Origin of the sequence: Pseudomonas fluorescens (assembly GCF_902497995.1) — a bacterium.
Lineage (GTDB): Bacteria > Pseudomonadota > Gammaproteobacteria > Pseudomonadales > Pseudomonadaceae > Aquipseudomonas > Aquipseudomonas fluorescens_BK.
On sequence record NZ_CABVII010000002.1, the window covers coordinates 157,191 to 174,177 of the forward strand.

General features: G+C 58.8%; 11 protein-coding genes and 2 tRNA genes. 8 read left to right on the forward strand and 5 right to left on the reverse strand.

The window, feature by feature from the left end:
- Positions 1–21 precede the first annotated feature (21 nt).
- Positions 22–1,311, forward strand: a complete 1,290-nt coding sequence (locus tag F8N80_RS02695) for an adenylosuccinate synthase (RefSeq protein WP_150743921.1) — start codon at positions 22–24, stop codon at positions 1,309–1,311.
- A 137-nt stretch (positions 1,312–1,448) separates the two neighbouring features.
- On the opposite strand, the gene F8N80_RS02700 is transcribed toward F8N80_RS02695, so the two are convergent.
- The 4 genes from F8N80_RS02700 to F8N80_RS02715 form a co-directional block, all read right to left on the reverse strand.
- Positions 1,449–3,014 carry an ABC transporter permease gene (locus F8N80_RS02700; protein WP_150783169.1) on the reverse strand — a complete coding sequence of 522 codons (1,566 nt, stop codon included), beginning with the start codon at positions 3,012–3,014 and terminating at the stop codon, positions 1,449–1,451.
- Positions 3,014–4,024: an extracellular solute-binding protein gene (locus F8N80_RS02705; RefSeq protein WP_150743923.1), complete on the reverse strand. Its 1,011-nt coding sequence runs from the start codon at positions 4,022–4,024 to the stop codon at positions 3,014–3,016. Before F8N80_RS02705 ends, F8N80_RS02700 begins: the two co-directional genes overlap by 1 nt.
- Positions 4,025–4,355: 331 nt before the next feature.
- Positions 4,356–4,442 (reverse strand) — tRNA-Leu (locus F8N80_RS02710).
- A 167-nt stretch (positions 4,443–4,609) separates the two neighbouring features.
- Positions 4,610–4,696: transfer RNA gene (locus F8N80_RS02715), tRNA-Leu, on the reverse strand.
- Positions 4,697–4,922: 226 nt separating this feature from the next.
- Here F8N80_RS02715 and rnr point away from each other — a divergent pair.
- The 7 genes from rnr to dnaB all read left to right on the forward strand — a co-directional run bounded on the left by rnr (position 4,923) and on the right by dnaB (position 12,245).
- Positions 4,923–7,553, forward strand: a complete 2,631-nt coding sequence (gene rnr / locus F8N80_RS02720) for a ribonuclease R (protein WP_150783170.1) — start codon at positions 4,923–4,925, stop codon at positions 7,551–7,553.
- Positions 7,550–8,317 (forward strand): 23S rRNA (guanosine(2251)-2'-O)-methyltransferase RlmB, encoded by a 768-nt coding sequence (gene rlmB / locus F8N80_RS02725; RefSeq protein WP_150743926.1) that lies wholly within the window; start codon positions 7,550–7,552, stop codon positions 8,315–8,317. The genes rnr and rlmB overlap by 4 nt, the downstream gene beginning before the upstream one ends.
- Positions 8,318–8,634: 317 nt before the next feature.
- Positions 8,635–9,060, forward strand: coding sequence for a 30S ribosomal protein S6 (rpsF, locus tag F8N80_RS02735; protein WP_150783171.1), 426 nt, complete (start codon positions 8,635–8,637; stop codon positions 9,058–9,060).
- Positions 9,061–9,088: 28 nt separating this feature from the next.
- Positions 9,089–9,319, forward strand: a complete 231-nt coding sequence (rpsR, locus tag F8N80_RS02740) for a 30S ribosomal protein S18 (RefSeq protein WP_002551829.1) — start codon at positions 9,089–9,091, stop codon at positions 9,317–9,319.
- A 36-nt stretch (positions 9,320–9,355) separates the two neighbouring features.
- Positions 9,356–10,249 carry a hypothetical protein gene (locus F8N80_RS02745; protein WP_150743928.1) on the forward strand — a complete coding sequence of 298 codons (894 nt, stop codon included), beginning with the start codon at positions 9,356–9,358 and terminating at the stop codon, positions 10,247–10,249.
- A gap of 19 nt (positions 10,250–10,268) precedes the next feature.
- Positions 10,269–10,715, forward strand: coding sequence for a 50S ribosomal protein L9 (gene rplI, locus F8N80_RS02750; RefSeq protein ID WP_150743929.1), 447 nt, complete (start codon positions 10,269–10,271; stop codon positions 10,713–10,715).
- A gap of 135 nt (positions 10,716–10,850) precedes the next feature.
- Entirely contained in the window at positions 10,851–12,245 is a 1,395-nt protein-coding gene (gene dnaB / locus F8N80_RS02755) for a replicative DNA helicase (protein ID WP_150743930.1), read from the forward strand.
- A 50-nt stretch (positions 12,246–12,295) separates the two neighbouring features.
- On the opposite strand, the gene F8N80_RS02760 is transcribed toward dnaB, so the two are convergent.
- Positions 12,296–16,987 carry an NEL-type E3 ubiquitin ligase domain-containing protein gene (locus tag F8N80_RS02760; RefSeq protein WP_224790629.1) on the reverse strand — a complete coding sequence of 1,564 codons (4,692 nt, stop codon included), beginning with the start codon at positions 16,985–16,987 and terminating at the stop codon, positions 12,296–12,298.

The following is a 16,987-nucleotide window of genomic DNA, read 5'->3' on the forward strand; positions in this document are numbered from 1 at the left end:
GCGCGAATGAGGACAAGTGTTATGGGTAAGAATGTCGTAGTCCTGGGCACCCAATGGGGTGATGAGGGCAAAGGCAAGATCGTTGATCTGCTGACCGAACATGCTGCCGCCGTAGTGCGCTACCAGGGTGGCCACAACGCGGGTCACACCCTGGTGATCGATGGCGAAAAAACCGTCTTGCACCTGATCCCGTCGGGCGTGCTGCGCGAAGGCGTGCAGTGCCTGATCGGCAACGGCGTGGTGGTTGCCCCCGACGCCCTGCTGCGGGAAATCATCAAGCTGGAAGAGAAAGGCGTACCGGTGCGCGAGCGCCTGCGTATCAGCCCGTCCTGCCCGCTGATCCTGTCCTACCACGTAGCGCTGGACCAGGCCCGTGAAAAGGCCCGTGGCGAGCTGAAGATCGGCACCACCGGTCGTGGTATCGGCCCGGCTTACGAAGACAAGGTTGCACGTCGCGGCCTGCGCGTAGGCGATCTGCTCAACATGCCGCGCTTTGAAGCCAAGCTGCGTGAACTGGTGGAATACCACAACTTCATGTTGGTCGGTTTCTACAAAGAGCCAGCCATCGACTTCGACAAGACCCTGGCCGAGTGCAAAGAATACGCTGAGCTGCTCAAGCCGTTGATGCTGGATGTGACTGCCGAGCTGCACGACCTGCGTCGCGCTGGCAAAGACATCATGTTCGAAGGCGCCCAAGGTTCGTTGCTGGACATCGACCACGGCACCTACCCGTACGTGACCAGCTCCAACACCACCGCTGGCGGCGTTGCTACCGGTTCGGGCGTTGGTCCTATGTTCCTGGACTACATCCTGGGTATCACCAAGGCTTACACCACACGCGTAGGTTCGGGTCCATTCCCGACTGAGCTGTTCGACGAAGTCGGTGCGCACCTGGCTAAACAAGGTCACGAGTTCGGCGCGACTACCGGCCGTGCTCGTCGTTGTGGCTGGTTCGACGCCGTTATCCTGCGTCGCGCTATCGATGTGAACAGCATCTCGGGCATCTGCCTGACCAAGCTGGACGTACTCGACGGCCTGGAAACTATCAACATCTGCATCGGCTACAAAGATGCAGAAGGTAAGGACATTGCCCCGACTGACGCTGACAGCTACATGGGCCTGCAGCCGGTGTACGAAGAAGTGCCGGGCTGGACAGAGTCGACCGTGGGTGCCAAAACCCTGGAAGAGCTGCCAGCTAACGCCCGTGCTTACATCAAGCGCGTTGAAGAGCTGATCGGTGCGCCGATCGACATTATTTCGACGGGCCCGGACCGCAACGAAACCATCGTTCTGCGTCACCCGTTCGCTTAATAAGTCGTTGATGTAAAACACAAAGGGTCCCTAATTAGGGGCCCTTTGTCGTTTGTGCCTTGCGTGCGTTGTCGCAGATGGCGGATGACGCTCAATCTGAAAGCCATGCCATGCAGGCGGCCCAGTTGAAGGCAATCTCAACGACTCAGATACATCCGCGTCGTTAACAGATACACCGGTAACCCCGACACCACTATCAACAACGCCGCATAAGGCGCCGCCGCCGCAAACTCCACGTTCGCGGTATGCGCCCAAACCTCCGTCGCCAGCGTATTGAGCCCGGTCGGGCTCAGCAGCAACGTCGCCGTCAGCTCCTTCATCGCATCCAGAAACACCAGCGCAAACGCCGCACCCAGCGCCGGGAAAATGATCGGCAAGGTCACCCGGCAAAACGCACTGAAGGACGACGCACCCAGTGTGCGTGCAGCCTCTTCCAGTTGCGGCGCAGCCTTGTTCAGTGCCGTACGAATCGGCGCTTGAGCCAGCGGCAGAAACAGCAGTGCATAAGCGATCAGCAACAGCGCCGAAGTCTGATACAGCGCCGGTACATAATGAAGGGCGAAATACACCAGCGTCAGCGCAATCACCAGGCCTGGCAGCGCATGCAGAAGGTACGGCAAGCGTTCGGCCCAGATGGCCAATTGGCCTTTGTAGCGCACCACCAGCAATCCCACCGGTACTGCCAGCACCAGGCACAGCGCCGCGCCGCCGAGGGATAATGCCAGCGACGACAGCAGCGCTTCACTGATCGCCGCCACCGGGAATGCAGCCGAAGAGCCCACTGCCAGCCAATACACGAGCATCCCAAGCGGAATGCCGCTGCCAATGATCGCCAGCGTCAGGCAATAAAGTTGCCCAATGGTCGCCCAAGGCCCCAGGCGAACTTGCGCTGCTTGTCGCGCTGCACCTTGGCCGGTTCGTACGTGGCGGCCCTTGCCGCGAACCCGCAGCTCCAGCCACAACAGCATCAGACACAGCGCCAGCAGCACGGCGGAAAGCATCGCCGCATTCGCATTGCTGAATTCCAGTTCGAACTGTTGATAGATCGCGGTGGTGAACGTCTGCAGGCCGATGATCGACAGTGCGCCGAACTCCACCAGCATGTGCAGCGCGATCAGCAGCGAACCGGCGAGCAACGACGGCCAGAGCAGCGGCAAGGTGACCCTGAAAAACACGCCCCAGCGATTCTGTCCCAGGGTGCGGGCGGACTCTTCAAGGGACGGATCGAGATTGCGCAGTGTTGCCGCGACCGGCAGAAAGATCAGCGGATACTTGGACAGGGTCATCACCAGAATCGCCCCGCCCAGTCCTTCAAAATGAGCGCTCAGCGACACCCAGGTAAAACTGCTGACAAACGCTGGCACCGCAAACGGCAAACACAAGATCACGCCCCATAGGCGCCGCCCCGGCAGATTACTGCGTTCAAGCAGCCAGGCCAGCGACAGGCCGATCACACCGCAAGCGAGCGTCACGCCGATCATCAGCGCCAGCGTGTTGCACAGCAGGCCGAACACATACGGGCGCCACAACAAATGCAGCGCCTCGGCCCAGCCGGCTTGCCAGGTCTTGAGCCCGACATAGACCAGCGGCAATAAACTGAGCACTACCAATAGCAAAACCGGCAGCAATAACCAGATCGACGGCCGCTTGCGCCGTGGCACGTAACCCCCGCGCGAGGCAGGGACGGATAACGATGCGCTCATCAGTTCAAGCCAACGTCACGTTCCAGGTCCAGGGCTTCTTCGGCATTGCCAAGATCGGCTGGCGTGACTGTCGGTGCCTCCAGTTCGCTGAACGGCTTGAGACCGCGATCCGATTGCATGCCTTTGTGCAGCGGGTATTCGGCGGTGGTCTGGGTGATCACGCGCTGGCCTTCTTCGCTGGCCATGTAGGCGAGGAATTGCTGGGCTTCTTTGGGATGTTTGCTGGATTTCAGCACTGCAGCGCTGGAAACGGTGATCAGTCCGCCGACGTCGCCGCCGGTGAAGTAGTGCAATTTCGAATCGAGCTGGCCTTTTTCACGCTGCAAGGCGAACCAGTAATAGTTGTTCACCAGCACGGTGGCGACTTCACCGTTTTCCACGGCTTTCAGTGCAACCATGTTGTTGCTGTAGGTCTTGCCGAATGCGCGCAGGCCGGTCAGCCATTCTTCCGCCGCATCCATGCCGTGCACCTTGATGATCGCCACGGCCTGTTCCTGGAACGCGCCGCTGGTAGGCACGAAGCCGACCTTGCCTTGCCATTTCGGATCGGAGAATTCCATCACCGATTTGGGCAGGTCTTTCTCGTCGATCAGCCTGGGGTTGAAAGCAACGACTCGAACCCGCGCCGTGATGCCGATCCAGGTGCCGTTTCCGGCGACATAGTCCTGTGGCAGAACGGCGAGGGTGGCGGCATCGGTCTGGGCCAGAAGGCCTTGTTCGCCAAGTTTGTTCAGTGGTGGCGACTCTTCGGTGTAGATCACGTCGGCAGGGGAGCGATCGCCTTCTTCGACGACCTGGCTGGCGAGCTGGTTGCTGCTGCCTTTGCGCACGTTGACGTGAATCCCGGTCTTGGCTTCGAAAGCTTTGGCGATGGCATCGCCGACTTCCTTGTGTTGACCGTTGTAGAGTGTCAGGGAAATCGGATCGGCGGCTTGGGTGAGGGGAGTGGCGAGTGCCAGGCCGAGGAGGGTGGCGGTCAGGCCGCGGCGCAGGGTATTTCGAAACATCATTCGCAGGGTTCCTCACTGTCGCATTGCAAAATCTTGCAACAATGATAAACGATATTGTTTCTCAAGTGCGCCTTGCGGGGCGGACATGCTTTTGTTATAGCGATTGCTGCAGATGTTGATGTCTGTCGGTCAAGCGCAATCCCTGTGGGAGCGGGCTTGCTCGCGAAGAGGGCGTGTCAGTCAACATCGATGTAGCTGAGATACCGCTTTCGCGAGCAAGCCCGCTCCCACAGGGATTGCTCTTGACTGCGGTTTTTTGGGAGGGCAGAAACGCAAAAACCCGCTTTCGCGGGTTTTTGTGAAATTCAAGATCGTGACCTTGAATTTGAATTGGTGCCCAGAAGAAGACTCGAACTTCCACGACCTTGCGGTCACCAGCACCTGAAGCTGGCGTGTCTACCAATTTCACCATCTGGGCATTTATCTTCAGCGTTGCCGCTGTTGATGTGGCGCACTATACGGAGAGCTTTTAGATCTGTAAACCCCTGATTTGATTTTGATAAATCAAAAGCCTGAAATGCAAAAAACCCGCTTTCGCGGGTTTTTGTGCGAGCCTTGAAATTGAACTAATCTCAAGCTCGAAATTGGTGCCCAGAAGAAGACTCGAACTTCCACGACCTTGCGGTCACCAGCACCTGAAGCTGGCGTGTCTACCAATTTCACCATCTGGGCAGTATCGGCAACGCTAGTGCGTCGTCGATGGCGCGCACTATACGGAGCGTCTTTTAAACTGTAAACCCCTGGCATCAAAAAAACCTGGATTTTTTTACAAGTGGCATTCAAATCAGCTTTACGGTGTCGATGAAGGGCTTTAGATGGGCTGTCATAGCCTGAAATTTCCCGTTTCATTACGCCTATGCCAAACTAACCCGCATATAGACAAGGTGAAAACTCTCTAATGGCCGATTGGCAGTCCCTCGATCCCGAGGCCGCTCGTGAAGCGGAAAAATATGAAAACCCTATTCCTAGCCGCGAACTGATCCTTCAGCACCTTGCTGATCGGGGTTCGCCGGCTAACCGCGAGCAGCTGGTCGAAGAGTTTGGTCTGACCACAGAAGACCAGATCGAAGCCCTGCGCCGCCGCCTGCGCGCCATGGAGCGCGACGCTCAACTCATCTATACCCGTCGCGGCACCTATGCGCCGGTGGACAAGCTCGACCTGATCCTGGGCCGCATCAGCGGTCACCGTGACGGCTTCGGCTTCCTGGTCCCGGACGACGGCAGTGACGACCTGTTCATGAGCCCGGCGCAAATGCGCCTGGTCTTCGATGGCGACCGTGCCCTGGCCCGGGTTTCCGGCCTGGACCGTCGCGGTCGCCGCGAAGGCATGATCGTCGAAGTGGTCTCCCGTGCTCACGAAACTATCGTTGGTCGCTACTTCGAAGAGGGCGGTATCGGTTTCGTGGTGGCGGACAATCCGAAGATCCAGCAGGAAGTGCTGGTGACACCGGGCCGCAATGCCAGCGCCAAGATCGGTCAGTTCGTCGAAGTGAAGATCACTCACTGGCCGACACCGCGCTTCCAGCCCCAAGGCGACGTGGTTGAAGTCGTGGGTAACTACATGGCGCCGGGCATGGAGATCGATGTCGCCCTGCGCACTTACGATATTCCTCACGTCTGGCCTGAAGCCGTGCTGAAAGAAGCCGCCAAGCTCAAGCCGGAAGTCGAAGAGAAAGACAAAGAGAAGCGCATCGACCTGCGTCATCTGCCGTTCGTCACCATCGACGGTGAAGATGCCCGCGACTTCGACGACGCGGTCTACTGCGAAGCCAGGCCGGGCAAGCTGCGCCTGTTCTCCGGTGGCTGGAAGTTGTACGTGGCGATTGCCGACGTTTCCAGTTACGTGAAAATCGGCTCGGCCCTGGATAACGAATCCCAGGTTCGCGGCAACTCGGTGTACTTCCCCGAGCGCGTGATTCCGATGCTGCCGGAGCAGCTGTCCAACGGCCTGTGCTCGCTGAATCCGCACGTCGATCGCCTGGCCATGGTTTGCGAAATGACCATCTCCAAATCCGGCGAGATGACCGACTATTGCTTCTACGAAGCAGTGATTCACTCCCATGCCCGCCTGACCTACAACAAGGTCAGCGCCATGCTGGAAACGCCGAAACTCACCGAGGCGCGTCAGCTTCGTGGTGAGTACAACGACGTTCTGCCGCACCTCAAGCAGCTTTACGCGCTGTACAAGGTGCTGCTGGCGGCTCGTCACGTGCGTGGCGCGATCGATTTCGAAACCCAGGAAACCCGGATCATCTTCGGGACCGAGCGCAAGATTGCCGAAATCCGTCCGACCGTTCGTAACGATGCGCACAAGCTGATCGAGGAATGCATGCTGGCGGCCAACGTGGCCACCGCCGAGTTCTTGAAGAAGCATGAAATCCCTGCGCTGTACCGGGTCCACGATGGCCCGCCACCGGAACGCCTGGAAAAACTGCGCGCGTTCCTCGGCGAACTCGGCCTGTCCCTGCACAAAGGCAAGGACGGCCCGTCGCCGAAGGATTACCAGGCATTGCTGGCCAGCATCAAGGACCGTCCGGATTTCCATCTGATCCAGACCGTTATGCTGCGTTCGTTGAGCCAGGCGGTGTATAGCGCCGATAACCAGGGCCACTTCGGCCTGAATTACGAAGCCTATACCCACTTCACCTCGCCGATCCGTCGCTACCCGGACTTGCTCACGCACCGGGCGATCCGCAGTGTCATCCATTCGAAAAAGGACACCCCGCACGTTCGCCGTGCTGGCGCGATGACCATTCCGAAGGCGCGTATCTATCCGTACGACGAAGCGATCCTGGAGCAGCTCGGCGAGCAGTGCTCGATGAGCGAGCGCCGCGCCGACGAAGCCACCCGTGACGTGGTGAACTGGCTCAAGTGCGAGTTCATGAAAGATCGCGTGGGCGAGTCGTTCCCGGGCGTGATCACCGCCGTGACCGGTTTCGGCCTGTTCGTCGAGCTGACCGACATCTACGTCGAAGGCCTGGTGCACGTCACCGCGCTGCCGGGCGATTACTACCACTTCGATCCTGTGCACCACCGCCTCGCCGGTGAGCGTACCGGTCGCAGCTTCCGCCTGGGCGACACCGTTGAAGTGCGCGTGATGCGCGTCGACCTCGACGAGCGCAAGATCGACTTCGAGATGGCTGAAAAAACCATCAGTGCGCCGATCGGTCGCAAGAAGCGCGGGACTGAAGCTACAGCTCCGGCGGCCAAAACCGCAGCAGAGCCGGCCCCGGCAAAAACCGGTCGTCGTCCTGCCAAGGAAAAGGCCCCGGAAGCCTATCGCCCAAGCGATGCAGCGGCGAAAAACGCCGAGCTGCGCAAAAGCCGTGAAATGAAGCAGGCGTTGCTGTCTGAAGCGAAAAGCGGCGGTAAAGCGGCGTCTGGGGGAAAGACCGGACGGTCGGCGCCTGACAAGGCTCCCGGCGGCAAGCCAGCGAAACCTAGCAAACACCGTAAAGGCCCGCCAAAAGCGGGTTCGGCTCCAGCTGCCAAAAGCGGCGGGGCGCGTAAACCTAAGGCCAAGTCATGAGTCAGTTGGAAAAAATCTACGGCGTGCATGCGGTAGAAGCGTTGTTGCGTCACCACCCAAAACGCGTCAAGCAGATCTGGCTGGCTGAAGGCCGCAGCGAACCGCGTGTACAGGCGCTGATCGCGCTGGCGAATGAAAATCGCGTGCCCGTCGGCAACGCTGAGCGTCGTGAACTCGATGCCTGGGTTGATGGCGTGCACCAGGGCGTGGTGGCGGACGTGAGTCCGAGCCAGGTCTGGGGCGAGGCAATGCTCGACGAACTGCTCGATCGCAGCGAAGGCGCACCGCTGTTGCTGGTGCTCGACGGCGTGACCGACCCGCACAACCTCGGCGCTTGCCTGCGCTCGGCCGATGCGGCCGGTGCGCTGGCGGTGATCGTGCCGAAGGACAAGTCGGCCACCCTGACCCCGACGGTGCGTAAAGTGGCCTGCGGCGCGGCGGAAGTGATTCCGTTGGTGGCCGTGACCAACCTGGCGCGCACCCTTGAAAAGCTCAAGCAGCGCGGCTTGTGGGTTGTCGGTACGGCGGGCGAGGCTGAGCAGAGTCTGTATCAGCAGGACATGACCGGCCCGACCATCCTGATCATGGGCGCGGAAGGCAGCGGCATGCGTCGCCTGACTCGCGATCTTTGCGACTACCTGGTGCACCTGCCGATGGCGGGCAGCGTCAGCAGCCTCAACGTGTCCGTGGCTACTGGAGTGTGCCTGTTCGAGGCTCAGCGCCAGCGTAGCGTCAAAGCCGCAGCGGCCGGCAAGAAGTCCTAAGTCAGACGCAAACCCAGTGTGGGAGCGGGCTTGCTCGCGAAGAGGGAGTGTCAGTCGACAGAAATGTTGTCTGACACACCGCCTTCGCGAGCAAGCCCGCTCCCACAGTGGTTTGTGGTGAGGCGAAGATGGGTGGTGTGAACGAACTGCTCAAATAATCACCAATTGCCTTGCACCTCTCCTGTCCCTTCTCTACAATTGCGCCCCTTGCTGTGACGGCAGGCACGCATGTGTCTATCGCAAGCAAGTCCATAAGTGTCATTCACTCCTTGTCTGACCGCTTTTGAGCGGCAGGCTACAACCCGTAAGGAGCATTCATGCGTCATTACGAAATCATCTTTTTGGTCCACCCGGATCAAAGCGAGCAAGTCGGCGGCATGGTTGAGCGTTACACCAAGCTGATCGAAGAAGACGGCGGCAAAATCCACCGTCTGGAAGATTGGGGCCGTCGTCAACTGGCCTACGCAATCAACAATGTTCACAAGGCTCACTACGTGATGCTGAACGTTGAGTGCACTGGCAAGGCCCTGGCCGAGCTGGAAGACAACTTCCGCTACAACGATGCAGTGATCCGTAACCTGGTCATCCGTCGCGAAGAAGCCGTTACCGGCCAATCCGAGATGCTCAAGGCTGAAGAAAACCGCAGTGAGCGCCGTGAGCGTCGCGACCGTCCTGAGCACTCCGACAGCGCCGATGGCGTTGAAGGTGATGACAGCGACAACAGCGATAACGCTGACGAGTAATCCACGGACCTTTTGAGGAGCCTATTACATGGCACGTTTCTTCCGTCGTCGTAAATTCTGCCGCTTCACCGCTGAAGACGTGAAAGAGATCGATTACAAAGATCTCAACACCCTGAAAGCTTATGTATCCGAGACCGGCAAAATCGTTCCAAGCCGCATCACTGGTACCAAAGCACGTTATCAGCGTCAGCTGGCCACCGCTATCAAGCGCGCCCGCTTCCTGGCCCTGCTGGCCTACACCGACAGCCACGGCCGCTGAGACCGGGCAGTCGACACGTAGCAAAGGATTGAAAGCATGCGTGCCTTAGCTGAGTTCATCATGCGCGGCCGTATGCAGGCCACTCTGGTAGTGGCCGGATGCGCAGCATTGCCGTTGTTGTATTGGTTGGGTGCTGCCGCTGGATGCTTCGTGCTCCTGCGGCGCGGATGGAAGGACGCCTCGAGCGTTCTTGCTCTGGGATTGCTGCCGGCATTGATCTGGTGGCTTTACGCCGATGACCCACGCTCACTTCTGGTGCTGCTGGGGTCTTGGAGCCTTGCGTTGGTTTTGCGCGCAAGCGAGTCCTGGAACCGCGTGCTGCTGGTCAGCATAGCGATGGGAGTGGTGTTTTCAGTGGTGCTGGGGATGGCTTTTGGTCCCCAGATCGAGATGCTGGCGCAGGCTTTGATAAAAGTCATGCCGTCGCTACTCGGTGATGTCTACCAGAAGTTGTCGGTAGACGAGCAAGCGCATTTTGCGTCCCTGATTGCACCGGTTCTGACCGGCCTGATTGCGGCCTTGTTGCAAATCGTCAGCGTGCTGAGCCTGATTGTCGGGCGCTACTGGCAGGCGTTGATGTACAACCCGGGTGGTTTTGGTCGCGAGTTTCGCGCCATCCGATTCCCGCTTTTGCCGGCGATGTTGCTGCTGGCGTTCATGCTTCTGGGGCCGAACATTGGTCCACAGATGGCCATGTTGACGCCATTGTGCAGCGTACCGCTGGTGTTCGCCGGGCTGGCCCTGATTCACGGGCTGGTGGCGCAAAAGCGATTGGCCAGATTCTGGCTGGTGGGGTTGTACGTCACGCTGTTGCTGTTCATGCAGCTGATCTATCCGTTGCTGGTGGTCTTGGCCATCGTCGACAGCCTGATTGATTTTCGCGGTCGTTCGACGCCGAAAGACGTCGATAGCGCGAACGGTGAAGGTTAAAAGTTAAGAGGATTTTCACATGCAACTGATCCTTCTGGAAAAAGTCACCAACCTGGGCAACCTGGGTGACAAAGTGAACGTTAAGGCTGGTTACGGTCGTAACTACCTGCTGCCTTACGGCAAAGCTACCGCTGCGACCGCTGCCAACCTGGCTGCGTTCGAAGAGCGTCGCGCCGACCTGGAAAAAGCCGCAGCAGACCGCAAGACCTCGGCTGAAAGCCGTGCCGCCCAACTGGCTGAGCTGGAAGTGACTATCACTGCCACCGCTGGTGACGAAGGCAAGCTGTTCGGTTCGATCGGTACTCACGACATCGCTGATGCACTGACCGCCTCTGGCGTTGAAGTTGCTAAAAGCGAAGTTCGTCTGCCGAACGGCACCATCCGCAACGTAGGCGAATTCGACGTAGCCGTGCACCTGCACGCCGAAGTTGAAGCCACCGTACGCGTTGTCGTGGTAGCAGCTTAAGCAGCACTTGTCGGCTGGCACCCTCGGGTGCTTGCCGGTAACATCGGGCACGATCCTGTTTACAGGTCGTGCCCTTTGTCTTTCTGCGGTACCTGATTTTCATAACCCCAGCTTTTCCTGACAAACCAAGTGGCCATGAACGATATCTCCGCTCCAGAGCAATATGATCTGCAAACCGCTGCCCTGAAGGTGCCGCCGCACTCCATCGAGGCCGAACAGGCCGTGCTCGGTGGTCTGATGCTGGACAACAACGCCTGGGAGCGCGTGCTTGATCAGGTTTCTGACGGCGATTTCTATCGACATGACCACCGCCTGATCTTCCGCGCGATCGCCAAGCTCGCCGACCAGAACTCCCCGATCGACGTCGTGACCCTGGCCGAGCAATTGGACAAGGAAGGTCAGACCTCGCAAGTCGGTGGCCTCGGTTACCTGGGCGAACTGGCGAAAAACACGCCGTCCGTCGCCAACATCAAGGCCTATGCGCAGATCGTTCGCGCACGGGCAACTCTGCGGCAACTGATCGGTATCGCCACCGAGATTGCCGACAGTGCATTCAACCCGGAAGGTCGCACCGCTGAAGAGATCCTCGACGAAGCCGAACGGCAGATCTTCCAGATCGCCGAAGCCCGTCCGAAGACCGGCGGCCCGGTCAGCGTCAACGACCTGCTGACCAAGGCCATCGATCGCATCGACACCTTGTTCAACACCGATAATGCCATCACGGGCCTGTCCACCGGTTACACCGATCTCGACGAGAAGACCAGCGGCTTGCAACCGGCCGACCTGATCATCGTCGCGGGCCGTCCGTCCATGGGTAAGACCACCTTCGCCATGAACCTGGTGGAAAACGCCGTATTGCGCAGCGAGAAGGCTGTATTGGTCTACTCGCTGGAGATGCCAGGCGAATCGCTGATCATGCGTATGCTTTCGTCCCTGGGCCGGATTGACCAGACCAAAGTCCGTGCCGGTCGCCTGGATGATGATGACTGGCCGCGTCTGACCTCGGCAGTCAACCTGCTCAACGATCGCAAGCTGTTCATCGATGACACTGCCGGCATCAGCCCCTCGGAAATGCGTGCACGTACGCGTCGACTGGTGCGTGAGCATGGCGAGGTTGGCCTGATCATGATTGACTACCTGCAATTGATGCAGATCCCGGGCTCCGGCGGCGATAACCGGACCAATGAGATTTCCGAGATTTCCCGCTCGTTGAAAGCCCTGGCCAAGGAATTCAACTGCCCGGTGGTTGCGCTGTCGCAGCTCAACCGTTCCCTGGAGCAGCGTCCGAACAAACGCCCGATCAACTCCGACTTGCGGGAATCCGGAGCGATCGAGCAGGATGCCGACGTCATCATGTTCGTGTACCGGGACGAGGTGTATCACCCGGAAACCGAGCACAAAGGCATCGCCGAGATCATCATCGGCAAACAGCGTAACGGCCCGATCGGTACCACTCGCCTGGCGTTTATCGGTAAATACACCCGATTCGAAAACCTCGCGCCTGGCAGCTACAACTTCGACGACGAATGACGGTTGGCCGAAATCATTCGGCCAACCGCAGCTTTGCTCCTTTCAAAGCGTCAACTGTCTTCTGCCTCTGCCTCTGCCTCTGCCTCTGCCTCTGCCTCTTCGCCCGACGCTATGAGTGACTGTTCGCTCAGTTCTTGTCGGGTCAGTGTTTCAATCAACGCAGCTTCGTCTATCGCAAGCGATGTCTGCAGTGCCTTGGCTTGCGCCTCGTAATCGGCAAACGGTAGCGCCTTGGCTGCAAGCGACTCGTCGAGCGTCGCCATCCGCTCCTGGAACGGCTGGCGGCGCGCTTCGAATTGCGCCCGGTATTTGTTGGTCACGAATTCCTGCCAGAACTCTCTCGCCACCAATGCCTGAAATTCCTCAGGCGAGTTATCCAGTGCGACGATTTTTTGGTACGCGGCCTCCAGCTTCTCCGCCGACACGCGTCCCAGGAAAGTAAACTTGACCCGCTCGGGTTGCCCCGGCAGTTGCAGCCGGCTCTTCAAGCCGTAGCGGTAGGCGAGTCTGATCTCGACTTCCTCCGTCAAGCGATTATGGTGATGATCCTCTTCACCCTGAGACACCCTCGGATCGTTGATTCTTGCCTCACTCTGCGCAATGTCAGCCGATGCGATTTTGTCGACCTCATGCAAGCGGAACAGTCCCCTGGAAAGCTCCGACAGTTGCCGGCCTTGCGTCTGATCCCTGGCCTGAGCAAGGGCCTGGTGCATCAGGGTCCGGGTTTCCAGATTGGAGAGGGTGAACGCGGCACGGTCACAGCACGCTGCTTGGCCCGCCCGATCAAACAGCTCCCTGCGCAGGCGTTCGGATTCCAGAGTGTTTTCGGTAATGCTGTCGATCACGTTCCAGACCCGTCGTTGAAGATCGCCGTGGCCTGCGGGATCCTGCAACAAGCGCTCAAGCGTATTGAACAGTCCGTCCGAACCTTGCTGGGCATGCAGTGTTTGCCATTGGACTCTTCTGGCTGACACCTGATCGGCCGACAACCCAAGGGTCCAGCGCGCCATTTGATCGTCCGTCCTGATTCTGCTGACAGGAAGTGCCTGGGTGCGCGAAGAGGTGACGAACAAATTGTTCGCCCCGGTCATGGGTATCCCTGCATCCACCAGACGGGCGATGTAACTGATCAGCCTGCCTCGGTCGGTCTCGGACAGCCGATTGCCGGTGATGTTGGTTATGTTGTTGACGCGCGCTGTCTGCGCCAGTCGTTCGTCCGGCGGTGCAATGACAGAGTCGGGAATGGTTGAAATCCGATTGCCGCTCAGATTGATCGTGTCCAGTAATGGCTGCTCGCTCAGGCCGGTCGGAAAGGTTTCGATGCCTGTGTTCGACAGATCGACCGATCGTATGTCGGGTATCTGGCTGAAATCCGGTGTGATGCCCAGTTGCGGATTTTCATGCAGCCATAGCGCTCGAAGGGTTGTCCGTTCTGACAGGACCCGAGCGGCATGAGAGGTCAGGGAAAGCTGATTGTTTTGCAGGAACAGGCGCGTCAGCCCGTTCATTTCTCCAAGGGCCGGGGGGAGCTCACGCAGTTGATTGTGCGACAGATTCAGCCAGCGTACATGTCGAAAGCGGGTAAGAAAGCCTTCCGGCGATGTGCTCAGATTCATGTTGCTCAGTTTGAGCGAGCCGACGTGACTGAAGTCCACGTCAAGATCCGGCAGGCTCTGTAATGTCAGGCCGCTGAGATCCAGCTCCAGGCCGATAGGCGTACCGTCATTGGCCAGTTTCTGTGGTGTTTCACGTCTCCAGCAGCTGAGAACTCGATCCCGTGCCCTGGTTCGATCATTACGGGTTTCAGCGTTGATCTGTAACTGATTCGCACGAATGTAACGCTGACGGTTTCCTCCTCCGGAGAACACCCAGGCGTCGAGCTGACTTTTCAGCACGCCGAATTCCTCTTCGAGGCTCGACAGTCTTGCGTGTGCGGTTCCTTCCTCAAGGCTCCAGATATACTCCCTGCATTCCTTGATGCTCTTGCGGGGGTACAGGCTCCGATAGCGCTGCGCCCGGGAGTTATCGCTATCAAAGGCAGCGGGATGCACGGGGTCCATCAGTTCAGGATGCGCTGTATTGAGGCGTCGCCAGTAGTCGTCGAATTTTCTCCAGTAACCGGAAGGGAATTCGTTTCCTTCAAGAAGTGTGGCGCCGTTGATCCGGGCGATCGCTGGCAAATGCTCTGGAGCAGGGTTGAGGAATTCCTCTGGTACCTCTCTCAAGCGGTTGTTGCTCAGGTTCAGGCCATTCAAAGCAGTTTTGTCCCGCAACCCGGTCGGCCACTGACTGATTCCCGTGTTACTCAACTCCAAGGCTATCAACCCGGACATAAGGCTGAAGTCGGGGGGCATCTTGAGCGTCGGGTTATGGGAAAGATTGATTATCGTCAGCTGACTCAGGGCACTGAGTCTTGCAGCACTTTGCTCATCCAGTTCAATGTGGTTCGTACTCAAATTCAGGAGGCGCAGCTTGTCCATGTCGCCAATTTTGGCGGGTAATTTCTCAAGCCCGCAGTGGTTGATGGATAAAATTTCCAGATTGGGGAAGTTGGACAGGAATGTGTCGGCAGCGTCCGACCAGGCGATCGTCTGGAGACTGAGTATTTTGACATGGCTGAAATCCACGGTCAGGGCCGGGAGCGGCCCGCTTCCGGGCGGCAGACTTAACATTTCCCCCGAGTCCCCGAGCCAGCATCCCTTGATGACTCTGGCGACACGTTGCGCCCATATTTCTTCAGGGGTGTTGACGGTGGATCCACCGGGTCGACGGTCGGCTATGTAGGCTTGCAGCTGCGCTTCCAGTAAATCCAGATCCTGAGCGCGTCGCGCCAGTGCTGCTTCTGCTTCATCACCCAGTCCGAATAAAAACTCCCTGGCTTCTTGCGCGTTTTTGTCCGGATGCATCCGCTGGACCATGGCGATTTCGGGTATATCCCCATCGAGCCTGAACGCGCCGGGCAGGGCGTTGGTGCTCAGTTGCGCCTGATCGGCAGCCACGCGTTGCCAATACCTTTCCAGCGTTTTCCAGTAGCCGGCAGGGAACGGATTGCCTTCAATCAATGTGACGCCGTTGACCCGGGTGCTCGATTCAAGCTGATCGGCGGGCGGGTTGAGGATTGCCTGAGGAACCTCGTGCAATTGATTGTTGCGTAAATCGACGATCTCAAGGCTGGTCTGATGCTGCAGGCCGGCTGGCCACTGATTCAGTTGCGTATTGCTCAGATTCAGCGTCTTGAGTTCTGACATTCCGGTGAAATCAGGTGTTTTTCCCAGTGGATTACCCGATAGATCAATGTTCTTGAGCTTGCCGAGTGCGCTCAGTGTTCCGGCCGTTTGCTCATTGAGCCGAATACCGTTCGAACTCAGGTCCAATGTGCTCAGGTTGGTCATTTGAGCAATGGCGGCGGGCAGTTTATCCAGCGTGGAGCGCGTCACGGTCAGCCGTTCAAGGCCGGAAAATCCGGCGAGGAATGTGTCCGCTGTGTCCGACCACGCGACGGCGTTGAGCTCCAGCGCACGGACATGGCTGAAATCCGCTGTCAGTGCCGGCAGCGTTCCGCTCCCGGATGGAAGCTTCAACCTTGCCTCGGTCTCGTGACGCCAACAGCGTTTGATTTCCTGAGCGACAAGCTCCGCCCAGTCTTTCGCGGTTCCGGGTTGCGTCGAGGAGGACGGTTGAGCATTCGCCCGAGTCCAGTCCAGCAAGTTTTTTTTCAGGGTTTTGTACTCGGCTTCCCGGCGAGTCAACCCGGCCGCGACAGCTTCCCCCAGCGATTGGATATAGGCTGCGATCTGTTGATCGTCGAAAGACGGAAACAGTTTTCGGGCCCGGGATTCAGGTCTGTTCAGTCGGTTGGCGAAGGCGGCGAACCGATCGGCCAGTGTTCGGGACAAAGGCCGTTCCTGTTCGCCGCGGCGCATTCCGCCTGGCCCTGCCACGTTGACGCCGACCCAGCCATCCTGAGGGTCCAGCACAACGGCTTCCGACCTTCCGGGGCGCGTGGCGACATAAGCGTTGCCTTCATCACGGGCTACCGGATCTTGCGCCCTGACGATGCGCATCACGGGGACTTGCGGCGACGACGCATCCAGATCACGCAGGGCCTGATACGTATGGTCGTGTATGACTACGTAGAGTTTGCCGTCGTGTCGATACAAACCATCGCCATCGGGTTCGATGCCGGTGAAGTCCAGATCCGTGCGGAAAGCTTCCAGGCGTGTGTCAGATAAAGTAAAGAGGATCGACTCAAGGTCATTGCGCGGATGCCAGAGTCTGCTGTCGGGATCGCGCGCCAGCACCGGGCCGGAAGGCATCAGCTCGCTTTTCAGTCTGGCCCGGTACAGGCCGGTCTGTGGATCCGCGCCGATTTGCACGATGCCGCCGTCTGGCACATCGACGTACCGGCGGCCGTTGAAAACTCGGAAACCCTGGGCGTCGGCGTCCGGTAGCCGGGCGGCAGCGGTGATCCAGTAATGCTCCAGCGGCCGTTGTTCAGGCGTAAGTGCGGCGTCAGAGGCGGAAGACGTCGCGCTGACCGTTACGGGGGGCGCAGGCGTGATTGCATCGATGTCGGTGTCCCCCGGTGTTCTGCCCGTCCCCGGCGGATCTCCCGGAGGTCTCATGGTTGACGGGCCAAAATCGATGCGTGGAACAGTGTCGGGCTGCGGTGTGCGCCCGTTCGAGGGCCGCGTGTGGGTATCGACTGTGACTGTGCCTCTGGGAGGGGGTTTTGGTGACAT

Excerpts from the sequence above, each read along its gene's own strand:
- rplI (WP_150743929.1), top strand. The coding sequence starts at position 10,269 with ATGCAACTGATCCTTCTGGAAAAAGTCACCAACCTGGGCAACCTGGGT.
- F8N80_RS02705 (WP_150743923.1), bottom strand. The coding sequence starts at position 4,024 with ATGATGTTTCGAAATACCCTGCGCCGCGGCCTGACCGCCACCCTCCTC.
- F8N80_RS02745 (WP_150743928.1), top strand. The coding sequence starts at position 9,356 with ATGCGTGCCTTAGCTGAGTTCATCATGCGCGGCCGTATGCAGGCCACT.
- rpsR (WP_002551829.1), top strand. The coding sequence starts at position 9,089 with ATGGCACGTTTCTTCCGTCGTCGTAAATTCTGCCGCTTCACCGCTGAA.
- F8N80_RS02700 (WP_150783169.1), bottom strand. The coding sequence starts at position 3,014 with ATGAGCGCATCGTTATCCGTCCCTGCCTCGCGCGGGGGTTACGTGCCA.
- rnr (WP_150783170.1), top strand. The coding sequence starts at position 4,923 with ATGGCCGATTGGCAGTCCCTCGATCCCGAGGCCGCTCGTGAAGCGGAA.
- rpsF (WP_150783171.1), top strand. The coding sequence starts at position 8,635 with ATGCGTCATTACGAAATCATCTTTTTGGTCCACCCGGATCAAAGCGAG.
- F8N80_RS02695 (WP_150743921.1), top strand. The coding sequence starts at position 22 with ATGGGTAAGAATGTCGTAGTCCTGGGCACCCAATGGGGTGATGAGGGC.
- dnaB (WP_150743930.1), top strand. The coding sequence starts at position 10,851 with ATGAACGATATCTCCGCTCCAGAGCAATATGATCTGCAAACCGCTGCC.
- F8N80_RS02760 (WP_224790629.1), bottom strand. The coding sequence starts at position 16,987 with ATGTCACCAAAACCCCCTCCCAGAGGCACAGTCACAGTCGATACCCAC.
- rlmB (WP_150743926.1), top strand. The coding sequence starts at position 7,550 with ATGAGTCAGTTGGAAAAAATCTACGGCGTGCATGCGGTAGAAGCGTTG.